Here is a 13,926-nt window from a genome sequence, read left to right on the forward strand (position 1 = left end):
CCCTTTCGGTTGACCCGTCGAACCCGAGGTGTAAGTCACATACGCCAGCGACTCGGCCTGACGACACACCGACAGCGGAGCCGTCGACTCGCTCTGCCACTGCGACCGCTCACCATCAACACTCAACACCTCCATAAACATCAGGTCATAGGCCGGTAGTTCCGCCAACACCGCCTCATTCACCAGCAAGTAACTCAAACCGGCATCCTCGAAAATACCCAACAGCCGCTCATGGGGCGTGTTCGGGGCCAAAGGCACATAACCGGCGCCCGCTTTAAGGATGGCCAGCAACGACACCACCGCATCCAACGAACGAGGCAAACACATCCCTACCCAATCACCCGGTTGCACCCCCCGCGCCTGCAACGCCCGGGCTAACTGAGTACTCTGGGTGTCCAATGTCCGGTAATCCAGCCTCTCTCCCGACTCGGCCACCACCGCCACTTGCTCTGCGCAGCGCTCAACCACCGCATTAAACACCTCCGGCACCGAGACTTCCCAGCTAGGGATATTCTCAACCGCCCCAGACAACCCTTCTCCTGGCAGCAAGACCGAGCAACGCCACAAGGGTTGGCTCAAAGCCGAAGCGGACGAAGCAGAAGAAGAAACAGCGGACACCCACTGCTGCAACAGCTGCACATAACGCTCGCCAAAACGCTGCATACTCTGCCGACTAAACCGCTCTTCCTGGTAACTTAAGTGCCCCACCAGACCGCCACGGCTACTCGCTTCCACCGACAGCATCAACTCATAGGGCAACAACTGAGGGCCTAATTCACAAGGGCTCACCGTTAAGCCATCTAATGGCTCAGACGACGATGAATCCCCTCGCTTAGGGCCGGTCGCTGTGTGGGTGTTCTGCAGCACAAAGGTCGCTTGATACAACGACGCCCGACTGCCACTGCGCCCTACCCCGGCTTGCTCAGCCACCTCATACAAAGACACCGACTGACGGCTGAAGGCCGACACACACATCTGCTTCACTTGCTGTAAATACTCCGCCAGACTCTGGCGTTCATCCACCGTCACCCGCATCGCCAACACATTCGCAAAAAAGCCTACCACCGACTCCAGCTCCGCTCGCGAACGGTTCGCGACCGTCGAACCCACACACACATCCGTTTGGCCACTCAAACGCGACAACAACCATTGATAGGTACCCAGCAACACCATGTATAACGTCACACCTTCTTGCTGGGCTAACGCCTCTAACGACGACACTAACTCGGCCGGTAATTCAAAACTCACCGTTTGACCCAAATAACTCGGCTGGCTCGGCGCCGCTCGGTCATAAGGCAAGGCTAAACGAGTCAAGTCTTGTAAACGCTCCGACCAATAGGACCATTGCTCTTGATAATCTCGGCTTGACACTTGGCTCCGTTGCCAAACTGCGTAGTCGGCGTATTGAATTTTTAATGGAGGAAGATCAATAGCAGTGTCTCTGAGCAGTGCTAAATAGATTTGTGAAAGCTCGCTAAACACAATATCCATCGACCAACCATCGGAAATAATATGGTGGAGTACTAATGCAATGATCGACTCGCTTGAACTGACTCGAAAGAGTGCCGCTTTAACTGGAGGTTGGCAGGTTAAATCAAAACGAGTACAAGCCATTGCCTCTAAAGAAGACTTGAGCTCCTCTTGGTCGTTCCCGTTTACCTTTGAGCAGTTACTTAAATCAATAATCTCTAATTCCGTGACTTGGTCACTGATGATTTGCACACCACGGCCATCTTCCCCATCTGCAAAATAGGTTCTAAGTGATTCATGTCTTTGGCATACCTGTCGCCAAGCATTTGCCAGCAACTCATCATCGACATCACCGGTTAATTTGAATATTGCCGGAATGTTAAACTCTGTTGAGCTGGGGTTGGTTTGCCAATGTAGCCACATCGCAGACTGATTATCTGAGCATACGAGCGGTTCATTTCGATTCGTGACGGCTAACTCATTATCGATCGACTCTCGTCGGCGTTGTTTAACTAACTTGAGCAACGAACCTTTATTGTTATTTTGAGTTGACATGAATACTTCTCTATTAAGCAGTTCTGGTAAAATTAATTGGAACGCATAACTTCAAAATGAATGGATTTATAAGCAAAGTTATTTGACATACCTGCTGAGCAAGCTGTCACACCAACGATCATGTCCATTTTTGCTTCTAGCAAAATATAATCTCCAGCCTTGCTCTTGGGAGGCAATACGTCGATTGCACCATTCTCATCCATGGCAACATGCATGAAAACATTAAACGTTGTTGAAATTTGATCGTGTTGAATACCATAAGGTTTAAAGACTTCAGTAAGATTGCCAAAGCAACCTTTTTCAACGGGGTGCTCCGGATAAAAATGTTTAAAGGTTCCTTCAGCACAAGGCGTTAACAAGAAGTCGTGTCGTCCTACGGTGTCTTCAAGAATTTCAAACATCGGATTACTACGATTGGAATATAGAATATCGCCTTTACTAAAATAAATACTGCACTTGTAATCAATACTCCGACCTGACGATAAGTTCTCCCCTAATTCATGTTCATTAAAGGCATATAAGTCGGCGACTTGTTGGCCCTCTGGGTCAATTATTTTCAAAAGGTCATTCTTCTTAAGAACAACCGACCTACCACTTTTGGGGGGAATCACAACTTTCATTTTATTAACCTCTAGCTTTAAAAGGACAAGTCCAATTTTCTTCAACGATTCGACCACTGTACTGCCGGGCTTCAGAAGCCTCTCCAAAGTCGCTTAAGTTTGGATTGATAGATCCAGAAAACGTAATATCTTTTTTTCTTGCTGTTGTTTGATATCGCTCAAAGTCACCAGACTCTCTTAAACGTTGAAACTGGTCATGCATGTTAAAAACGAGTAATGGCACTTCAAATCTTCGAGCTTTTCGATTGCTATTAGGATGCATACCTATAACAAATAACTTTCTTTCTCCTAAACTGAAAGAAAAATCATTATTAGCAGGATTAGAACTTGAGTTGGGTGCCCAAGAAAAATGTCTAGAATCTAAATCATGGAGACGTTGTAAAAACAACCACAAATAACGTTCAAAATCCACTTCTGATAAATCGAGTGGTTGTTTAAAAAAGACAGCTAAACTTAGAAACATCTCTTGGTCGCTGTCATAAGCATCGATAAACTGATAAATTGATTCAAGCACCTTTTCTGCATCTAACACGGATCTGAAATCATCTACATAGCAAGTACGCATTCGCTCAAACTTTACGGCACTTTTTGCTCCCGGACATGGGTAATGTCGTTGCGAGACGAAGTCTTTGAATCGTTGTTCAATATTTAATGTACTCATCTTATTCTACTCCACTCCATCGGCAGTAATTTCTTCTAAAAGAAGCTCTTCAATTGACTGGTGAGAAGTATGTTTCTTAGTTAGCGACTTGCTGTTTTTAAGTTTGTTATTAATGTATTCTGAGTAGTTGCCGCTTACACTTAAAGAATCCTCACCAACCCTGTCAACAGGTTCAGATTCAGCACCATTAATACTAACTTGCTGCCCGACAAAACATGCAAGCTCTTTAAGAGTCGGGTAGTTCCAAATGAGGGTTGGTGATAACTCTATTTCTAACCAGTCTTCCAGACCAACTATAAATGACGTAGAAGAAACCGAATCGAGTCCGAGTTCAGAAAAAGTCATCTGAGGAGTGATTTTTATATCGCCTTTGTTAATACTTGAAGTTTTAAGCTCGTTTTTAAGCCAAACTTCCATCCAAGCCAAAATATCTTTTTCATGCTCTTTGGTGGTATTTTTTCCAGCTACTTTCTTAGCTTGTACTTTACTACTATCAAAAACATCTCGCGTGACTTGGTTGTCGGTTGCTTGAATATCAAATACAGCATCTGGATTGATATCATGTGTATCAATTGTGGCTGGACGTGAGAATAATGGAGTGCGCCTTAAACCTTTTTCCAACTCAAATAAAGTGTTGATTTCATCCGGTATACAAAGGTTTCCAATATGATTAAAGTCCAGAAGACCTTGTTGAAAATTATAACTAAGCTTTAACTTAGCTACTTCTTGTTCCAACCAAACTTCAACTAAAGAAACCGTACTGCTGGACATGTTTAGTTTATGAATGCCAATGGCAGACTTCAAAACAAACAGTACGGTGAGTTTTCCAGCACGATGATGTTTTAGATGAATCAGCTGAGGGTTGGTAGAGATCGTCTTGTTACTAGAAACCTCTTCTAATAACTCATTAAACTGTGCAACAGTTTTCGCCTCGACATTAAAGATGTTTTTTAACGCAGAAGTTATTGTTATAGAGTTAGAGCAAGCTAAAGCACCTAGATGATCAAGCAAAACCTCTGAGGTACCTTCAAAGATGCGCATCACTCTAACATCTCTCATAATACGTGATGCGGTATTTGTTTCTTCGAAACCTCGACCTCCCATTATTTGAACCAACTCATCTGCCGATTGCCAGGCCGCCTCACTAGCGAAAACTTTCGCTGCTGCCATGATCCAATCAGGAACTTGTACTCCTTGATCAAGTAACTGGGTGACTCGGGAAACTAATGCATCTAAACAATGCATTGAGCATTGCATATTGGCTAGGTAAACCTGTGTTACGCCGTTATCATACAAACGTCCAGTAGCAATATATCGACTTTTCGCATACTCTTGGGCAAGAGTAAATGTACGTGTAACAATGCCAAAACCTACTGAAGCCAACCATAATCGAGTTCGAACCATAATGGCCTTAGCATGTGCTAACCCTTGCTCAGGTGTACTTAGTTGCTGGTGGCCGTTGACAGTAAGATTTTTGAAGGTGATATCATTTTGAACCATGCCTCGCATGCCTAAAGTCATCGACTCCTGGCCGATCAACAAACCTTCTTGATCAGTGAAAACTGAAAAGCCGACCATTCCATCGTGTACGCCAGATGCTGACACGCTATTCACGAAAACATTGATGACCCCAGCCCAACCAGCATTACCTATCCAAACTTTTTTGCCATTTATACGCCACTGATCACTCGTAGGTATTTTATGTGCACTAGAGCGAATCGCTGTAACATGAGATCCCGCACTCTCTTCTGTAAATGCAAAGGAGCCCAATTGACGTCCACTGGCAAGTAGTGGCACAACTTCGGCTTTGTACTCTTCGCTCCCAAAGTTCATAATAGGGTCGATTCCCAACGAGTTATGAACTAATGTCATCGCCGCTAAATTCACATCGGTCCAGGCAAGATGTTTATAAATCTTTGAGGCGTACTCAAATCCACCACCCAAACCACCAAAGTCACTGGGTGTAGTTAACCCTAACAGCCCTTGGTTGCCAAATTCCAATATCACATGAGGTGGGATACAACGTCTCTCATCAATCGAGTATAAATCGGTGCGCTTTGCACAAAATTGAGTAATCCATTTATTGAGTTCTTCAGGTGTTCGAGAGACCTGTTGCCTAACAGAAGGATGGCTTTCATTAATAATCTGCTCAGACTCATCCTCCATTACTTGGTAACGAACATCCACCAAGCGATTATCACTGAATCGAGCCGCTAATTTTCGTCGCTGTATTTTTCCACTGGTTGTTCTAGGAATGGTTCCCCTGGGTACAATGACCAAGTCAAATATCGATAAGCCATGACACTCAAAAACTTCCTTTTTAATTTTGTTAACAAATCGATGACTGACACTTTTGCGACTGGTTTTTGGCACTTCACAGACAATAACCAAGTTTTCAACAGTCGCATTAACAAAGCTAAACGCCGCACAACGCATACCAACTAAGGCAGTATCACACGCTAAAACCGTCTGCTCAATATCTGATGGTGCGTGGTTTTCTCCACGGATAATAATCAAATCCTTAGTTCTTCCGATAATATATAGTTCACTCTCATATATAAATCCGATATCACCAGTCCTTAAATATTCTGTTGAATCATTATCCAATTTTGCACGAAATATTTCTTCGCTTAATGCCTCTTGTTGCCAGTAACCAGCCCCGTTTGAGAGACTACTAACCCAAATTTCGCCAGTCTCTTTTTTGTCGCATTCTTGACCTGTGACAGGATTGACAATTTTAACCGTTACTCCTTGAATGGGTTTGCCACAGCTCACCACTTCTAATGAGGACTCTCCTTCTTTTGCGAAGACAACTCTAGCTTTTGCTAAAGAAGGCCGATGCAATTTCTTTGTTTTCAATCCGCCTTGTGTGGATACCAATAATGTTGCTTCAGCTAAACCATAAGCCGGATGCAAAGCCCCTTCTTTTAGTCCTTTTTGCTCCATTTTATGTTGAAATTTTCGGACTGCCTCAGGATTAATCGGTTCAGCTCCAAAGCTCAGTTTTTTCCAGGAACTTAAATCAAAGTCACGTTGCGTATTTTTGGATAAATCCTTTAAACACAGCTCAAACGCGAAACTAGGGCAAGAGCTGTGTGTTATGCCAAATTTAGATACACAACTCAACCACTCCGTGGGTCGCTTTAGGAACCGAAAAGGCGACATAATATACACATTAGCACCCGCATAAATAGGTGCTAGCACTCCCTCTATTAGACCATAGTCATGTGTATGTGGCATCCAGGAGAGCGTATGACTTTCACTAGTCATATCCCATGTTTTGGTCACTTGCTTTAAATGATTACTCAATCCAAATCGAGTTATAGCGACACCTTTAGGATTGCCTGTTGAACCAGAACTGTACTGCAAATAAGCAATATCATGTTCGTTTGCTTTATCAACTAAAGGAGATGATGTCGTTTGACTGAGTTCTTCTAAAGTGACTATTTGTGACTCTTTAAACTTATTTCCAAAGTCAGCGATGACATTTTCTTTGTTGAAACCATTTTGAATCAACACAACCGCTGCATTAGAGTTCGATGAAATAGACTTTAAGCGTGATGTAGCGCGTTTTTTAGACTGACTTGTAATAGTCGGTAGTGGAACGGCAATAACCGATGCCTTGAGACAAGCTAAAAACGTCTTTATAAAGTCAAGGCCAGGAGAAAAGTATAAAATAGCCACTTTTCCCACCAATCCTTTTGACTGCAAACCAGCGCACAGCAAATTTGTTTCGGTTTCGAGTGAATCATAAGTTACCGAATCAACAACACTTTCTTTCTCTAGAAATTGAACTCTGTTTCCTTTAACAGAATTTGAACGCAAATCTATCACATCATCACCTTGATAATTATATTCGATGAAGCAATCCTGTGAGAATCAGACGAAAAAACTCGACTAACGCTGTTGAGCAGTGATTCTCTTTTGCAACATAGATTTATTTCTTTTCTACTATTTAAAACATTTCCATATAAAATTACTTTTAACAACGAGTAACATAGGCAATAATTTGGCACCCAAGTTTTTAGAGATGTCTTATTATCCCGTTATATTTATCCTAAATAAATTATTTACATTCCGTTATTTGCTATAAAAAGCTTATATTTTTTAGTTTTTACACAAGACTGTAGCTTACAATAAAAAGCAATCTTAAATATTATGAGTTCAAAAATATCCATTTCTTGTAAAAACCATTTTTAATACAGGAAGTTCATCAAGAACTCTTGAATAGCTGTATGTTTAAATTCCATTAAACTGTATTTAACTTTAATTACTTCCATTATTTCTAGTCGATTTCAAGTACCGACGTATCCATTATATCTCTGAGTGTAGAGTTGTCAACTTACATTGTTCAGTCACTAGATAAATAAAAACATTTATTATTTTAACCGAAAAAGTGGCTATGTATTTTACATATCTTTTTGATTGAAGCTCTAGAACTATTACAGAACAACTCCCAAGATACTTCAAACCAACAAATCTCCTTATGCAAATACAACCAACTCTTTTCAATATCTAAAACGAGTTTGCAATCTATTTGTTGGCTGTTGTTTTGGAGTGTTCGTCCAAGGTTAACAATTTAGCCTCAAACATTGAATCTCCATAGCAATTTTATATGAGTTTTTTTGATCAAGCAGCAATCAATGATCGAAGTTAGCTGAATAAATGAAACGTCCTAATACCTAATAACGACCTTTAGTTATAGAGTTATGTAAACCAGAGCTCAACAATACTCTCAATATAATCCCTGTAAATCAACCTGCAAAATTTATCATCATTGTTAACTGCTTTTGCAAAAAACTATCTTGTTGAACAAATGATTAAAGTAACAATTTTCTAGACAATCTTAACGCATTAAGCCAAGACACTCCTCCAGCGTCATAGAACATTACTTAGTTGGTTAAACTATCAAAAGTTGCGATAAGCAATCCTGCTTAGGTTCAATTAATAGAGTTATCACTTGAACGCTATCATAAGAATAGAACACTTGATAAGTGAGCTTTAAATTGTTTTTAACAGCAAAGGCTCTTTCAATATTAAACTCCATCATTTGATTCTGCGTATTCACAGAACAGAGTATTGCAATATCAAAGTCAAAAAATTTGCCCACCTTAGCATATAGGGCTTTAAAAATACTTTCCTTTGCTGAAAAAATAAGTGTTAGTGCACGACTCATATCAAATCCATTGGAGGTTACCAGATCAATCTCAGACTCAATGCAAACAATACTAGCAATGTCATTAACCTTGTCTGGCGAAATAATTTTTTCTACATCAATTCCCAATGAATCAGCATCTCTCGTTTTTGCAAGTAAGCATATCGCTTTTGATGAACTGTGTGTTATTGAGCCAATAATTCCTTCTGGCCAAATGGGTTCTCGATGCTTTCCTATTTTTATCTCGAGGTCATCTTCTCCTCTCAAACCAATTTTCGTCAGCGCTTCTCTTGCAACATATCTTCCAGCCAGAAATTCTGTTTGTCTTTTAGATACCGATTGCAAAATGCATTCTGGACAAGAAATTCCAAGTTGCTTAAATAAACTAACTGTAAAGTCAATCGCATTAAAGTCACATGATACCAAGAGAATAGGCAACGCTCGGTGCTCATAATAACGCAAATTTTTAACAAATAAATTCTTGAGAACTTCTTCTTTCTTCAAATAAAATTCTTTAATGTACATAAATAAATGGAAAACTAAATGTCCTTGTGATGCGCCCCATAATCTCCGCTTTATCTGTCAATGATTCCGGGATTTTATTGTCAACTTCTAATCAGCAATCCCCTTTATACGCTCATCTCTATTCATAACAACATAATCAAAGTGCTCCATGCACCATAAAAGACCGCGAAAGGTAATACGACGACTATTATTGCAGTGGTCGTACTACTCTTCGTCCAATGACGGTAACCCAACACCATCAATGCCAAACTCCACAAAGTGACCAATGACAAACTAGAGGTTAAGGAGTGCCACTTGTGTCCAACTTCTAAGCCAAGCAAATTACTAAACGCAATTGTTGACAATGCTTCAGGCGCAATAGCTTCATTAGCGATGCTGTAAGTAACAGCCATATTACACACAAGCACTAAAGTTGGTAGTGAGGTCCAGTAAATAAAGGAAAACCATTTTCCGAAGGAGATGTCTTGAGTTTTAAGAGATGACAAGATGGTAAAGTAAGTTGCTAACAATAAATTAGCGAAAAAAAGTAAGCCTACGGTTGCGATGATAGTCAAAACCACTAGAGTCTCAATGGTTATTATACTGCTTAGAGCCTCCTGATCTTCGATACTCATGCTACCTTCGGATGTTTCTTGATTTATGTAATGGTTAATTAACCAGTTCGCGTCAATCGAAAAGAAATACCATATCCAAAACACTACTGTTACGCTAACGAGTAATAATATTGGTACAAAAAATGTATTTCTCTGCTTAATATCAGAGAAAGCTTCATTCGGTGAAATGAAAATATTAACTAAGGTACTAAACATAGCGAATTAGACTCCTCATTCATCTAGTGATAACCAAAAATCACATTAAAGTTACATTTCCACCGCTTACGATTACTCAAAACGTAACGCTTCTATTGGGTGTAGACTTGATGCTTTAGCTGCCGGAATTAAACCAAACACCACACCGACAGTTGCCGAAAATACAAAACTAAGAAGCACCGCCCAGGTGGGTGCTTCAATGTTTTCAATACCACTAAACAGTTCCACCAACTGCCCTAGCCCTAGCCCTAAAATCACACCCAGCGCTCCACCAGTGACTGATAACAAAACAGCCTCAACCAAGAACTGTAATAATATGTTTGTCGGTTGTGCTCCAAGTGCTTTTTGGATCCCAATTTCACGGGTTCTTTCGGTAACCGAAACCAACATTATATTCATGATTCCGACACCACCTACGACCAAACTAATGCCAACCATGCCAATTAAAACAAATGTGACACCTTCACTAATACTGTTAAAGGTCTCCATCATTTGCTCTGCGGTTTCAAGTTTAAAATCGTTTTGCTGTCCTTTAGATAACTGGTGATTTTTGCGAATCTCTCGAGTTAAATGACGTTTGATAGGCTCTAACTGGTTTAGGTCAGCGACGCTAAACTGAACAAAAAACTGCGGCTCTTTATGATAACCTGCAATAGAGCGGCCTGTCTCATAAGGAATTATGGCGAAGCTATCCTGACTCAGGCCAAATAATTTGCCTTTACGTTGTTGCACTCCGATAACTTTAAACCACTCGTCTTCAATTTGAACGTAGCGTCCTATAGGATCGTCATGGAACTTAAGTTCATCAACCGTGTCGACACCAAGAACCACTACCTTTCGACGTTTTAAATTGTCAGTGCGATTGATAAATCGCCCTTGTGTTGGGTAATTCTGATTTACGTCCTGATAATATTCTGTGGTAGCGTATACTTGACTAAAGCTTTCGTAGCCATTTGATTTAATTGCACCATTAGTAGGAAAAAATACAGGTGTAATATGGCGAACCCCCGAAACTCTTTTAATAATATCCAAATCACTTGCTTTTAATGCTGTCAAACGTCCCTGGATCTGATGTTTCAATGGTGTGTAAGCAGAAAGAGTCAACCCATTGTTGCCCAATGACTCAAACTTAGCAGTAATTCTATTCGAAAACGCATCCATTACGCTAACAACAGTAATCACCGCAGCTACACCTATAATTAAGCCAAGGGCTGTCAGTACACTTCTCATTCCATTTTTACGAGTTGATAACCAACTTAGGCGGAAAATTTCATACAAACTAAGCACAAGCAATTACCTTTGGTATTACAGTGGAATTCAGTCTGTCTTCAACCAACTCACCATCCTGTAATCTAATCGCGCGCGCGCAACGATCTGCAATTTCTTTTTCATGTGTGATGATCAGCAAAGTATGTCCTTCGCTATGCAACTGTTCAAACAACTGCATGATATCTTCGGTGGTGTTGCTATCAAGATTGCCAGTGGGTTCATCTGCAAGAATAAGTTTTGGCTTCGCAACTAAAGCCCTCGCTACTGCAACCCTCTGTCTCTGGCCACCAGACAATTGATTAGGGTACATGTTAAGCTTATCTTGTAATCCAACCCTTACTAAACATTCTACCGCTTGTTCTTTTCTTTGTTTTGTCGGAATGCGTTGATAAGCTAAGGGTAAGACGACATTTTCAAGGATATTCATTCGTGGTAACAGATGAAAGTTTTGAAAAACAAACCCTATCGTATGATTTCTGGTATCTGCTAGTTGGCGCTCATTAAACCCTGCGACATTTTCGCCATTAAGCCAGTACTCACCAGTAGAAGGAAGATCAAGACAGCCGATGATATTCATCATCGTAGACTTACCGGAACCAGATGAGCCAATAATTGCAACACTTTCTCCTCGCTCAACTTTTAAGCTAATATGCTTTAAAGCATGAAAAGATTGCGCTTCTGATTGGTAATACTTATTAATGCTTTTTAGCTCTATCATAGCTTTTTGCTCTCAATCAAACTGATCGAGTCGCCATGACTTAATCGGCGGAGTATTTTAGCAGGACCGACTAATACCTGTTGTCCTTGCGTTACGCCAGAAATCATTTGCTGCATCTGATCGTCGCTCGTACCAACCTTTACAGATACTTTTTTTGCCGTACCATTATCATTTACAAACACATAGTATTTAGATTCTGCTTCACTAAACATAATGGCAGATAAAGGCAAAGCCAGAACGCTATCTAGTTTATTTGTGAAGATTTCTGCACGACATGACATCCCTGGTCGTAAAAAACTATGAGAGACATCGTCAAGAGCAATTTCCACCGCAAAACTTAAGTTATTTCTTCCTGGACGGCGCTTTGCAGTATTGGCAATAAAACTGACTCGGCCTTTGAGCGGTGTATTGGGAGATGCAATCACGAATACTTCTACCGGTAGACCTATCACTAAGGCAGCTGCATCTGCTTCATCCACATAAACCTCGGTCACCAAACTATTCTCATTAGAAATCGTCATAATACTGGAGCCGATCATATTCATGGTTCCAGAAACGACTGTCTCACCGATTGCAACATCAAGCGAGGTGAGCACACCATCGATAGGAGCCGAAATACGCGTTTTATTGAGCGTTTCCTGAGTTTCTTCAAGTAATGCCTTAGAGTGAGCCAAAGCAGATTTGCCTGACTCCAACTTAAGTTCTGCGGAAGCCTTTCGGTAATGAGCCTCATCGTGTTGCGACTGAGTGGATAACCCTTGCTTAAACAGCTTTTGTTGACGTTGCCACTGGCGAGTGGCGATTTCTAAATCAAGGAATAAACTCGAAAGTTCACTTTTTTGGCGACTAACTTGAGCACTTTGTTGATTAACACGAGCCTTATATTGCTCGTCATCAATACGCATTAATAACTGGCCTGCCTTAACCTGATCCCCTTCCTTTACAAATATTTCCACAACCTTGCCTATAACTTCGGCACGGAGCTCAACTCGATCTTTATGAATCAAATTACCTGACGCTATTATGCTGGAATCTACTCTATGTAAATCAACGAGAGTCGTCCTTACAGATTTGGTATGCTTACTTTTATTTTGGCTTATAAGCGGCACTCCAACAATTAAAATAAGTCCTATCATCAGGAAAGCAGTTTTCTTCATTTCTATTGATACCCCAATGTACTCCAATATACTTTTATCCATCTACAGATATAAAGAAAGAACCAAATAAATTCATTAGATTGCTTTAGGTAATAGTCAAAGAACCAACGCGCCCACCATATCTTTTCAAGATATTCCAGATAAAATCATAGAATCACTATCATGGATTCATAACAGGAGCGGTTTTTAGCCATCAAAACATTCGGTTCTTACATTATACCGAGCATGAACTAGACTCTTTTTTCAAAGTCCTTTTTCTTCTTTAGTGATTTATCCGAAATACAACCATTAAAACTATCAAGTAATTTAGAAAATACTTTAGATTCTTTCTGGCCACAAATATTCGTCCTCGCTATCTAAATCATAGAAGACTTTTGCTTTCCATAGCAACTGCATATCCAAAACTTAATCTGAACAATGTACTAAAAGTACGAAACCAAGCTAGAGCATACTAGCAAACATTGCTTAATTCAACAAAGATTGATTTTAAAAATTAAGAAGTCAAATATTGTAGTAGTCGAAAATGTGTATCGCTGTTCTCTATTGAGAATGATTAACAAACATTACATAGCGTATGTTAGGAACATTCTTTAAGCCACTCATATTACTATAATCAATATCGGAAGAACTGAACTGTCACACTTCCTGAGTCGATAGTTTCACTGATCTTGAACAACTAACTCAAGGGCTTTAATAACACTCCAGAACTCTAAAAGATAGATAATAATTAGTAGCAAGGAATACTCTATCACCTCATCAAAATCATCTAATTGGTAATATACCTGACTAACTTTAATATTTAGACTATTCGCAGCAATCCTCCATTCATTATGAATGGATTAGCATAACACGTTTTCCCACCATCGGGATGTACTTAAATTCGGTGCAAAACTCCCAAACTTTCTCTTCCGATAAGACTTTCTTGAAACCTTGCTTTTTTAAGTTTGACTCAAACGCCACTAAGTTTTTTCTATCAATATGATTACT

9 protein-coding genes are annotated in these 13,926 nt (G+C 40.4%); all 9 read right to left on the bottom strand.

From position 1 onward, the window contains the following. A partial coding sequence (locus tag FAX86_RS19870; RefSeq protein ID WP_144395247.1) for a condensation domain-containing protein occupies positions 1-2,025 on the bottom strand: 2,025 nt, incomplete at its 3' end. Between the two features lie 32 nt (positions 2,026-2,057). Beyond that, positions 2,058-2,645 carry a DUF1989 domain-containing protein gene (locus FAX86_RS19875; RefSeq protein WP_144395248.1) on the bottom strand — a complete coding sequence of 196 codons (588 nt, stop codon included), beginning with the start codon at positions 2,643-2,645 and terminating at the stop codon, positions 2,058-2,060. Positions 2,646-2,649: 4 nt separating this feature from the next. Then, positions 2,650-3,306: a guanitoxin biosynthesis heme-dependent pre-guanitoxin N-hydroxylase GntA gene (gene gntA / locus FAX86_RS19880; RefSeq protein ID WP_144395249.1), complete on the bottom strand. Its 657-nt coding sequence runs from the start codon at positions 3,304-3,306 to the stop codon at positions 2,650-2,652. Positions 3,307-3,312: 6 nt separating this feature from the next. Continuing rightward, positions 3,313-7,140, bottom strand: coding sequence for an AMP-binding protein (locus FAX86_RS19885; RefSeq protein ID WP_144395250.1), 3,828 nt, complete (start codon positions 7,138-7,140; stop codon positions 3,313-3,315). Between the two features lie 1,066 nt (positions 7,141-8,206). Beyond that, positions 8,207-8,965: a 4'-phosphopantetheinyl transferase family protein gene (locus FAX86_RS19890; protein ID WP_164503685.1), complete on the bottom strand. Its 759-nt coding sequence runs from the start codon at positions 8,963-8,965 to the stop codon at positions 8,207-8,209. 143 nt (positions 8,966-9,108) lie between these two features. Continuing rightward, entirely contained in the window at positions 9,109-9,795 is a 687-nt protein-coding gene (locus FAX86_RS19895) for a YIP1 family protein (protein WP_144395252.1), read from the bottom strand. 72 nt (positions 9,796-9,867) lie between these two features. Further along, positions 9,868-11,082, bottom strand: a complete 1,215-nt coding sequence (locus FAX86_RS19900) for an ABC transporter permease (protein WP_144395253.1) — start codon at positions 11,080-11,082, stop codon at positions 9,868-9,870. Then, complete coding sequence (locus FAX86_RS19905; RefSeq protein ID WP_144395254.1) at positions 11,075-11,782, bottom strand: ABC transporter ATP-binding protein; 708 nt, start codon at positions 11,780-11,782, stop codon at positions 11,075-11,077. The genes FAX86_RS19900 and FAX86_RS19905 overlap by 8 nt, the downstream gene beginning before the upstream one ends. Next, complete coding sequence (locus FAX86_RS19910; protein ID WP_164503686.1) at positions 11,779-12,939, bottom strand: efflux RND transporter periplasmic adaptor subunit; 1,161 nt, start codon at positions 12,937-12,939, stop codon at positions 11,779-11,781. The genes FAX86_RS19905 and FAX86_RS19910 overlap by 4 nt, the downstream gene beginning before the upstream one ends. Positions 12,940-13,926 lie beyond the last annotated feature (987 nt).

It is taken from the genome of Pleionea sediminis (genome assembly GCF_007570825.1).
Lineage (GTDB): Bacteria > Pseudomonadota > Gammaproteobacteria > Enterobacterales > Kangiellaceae > Pleionea > Pleionea sediminis.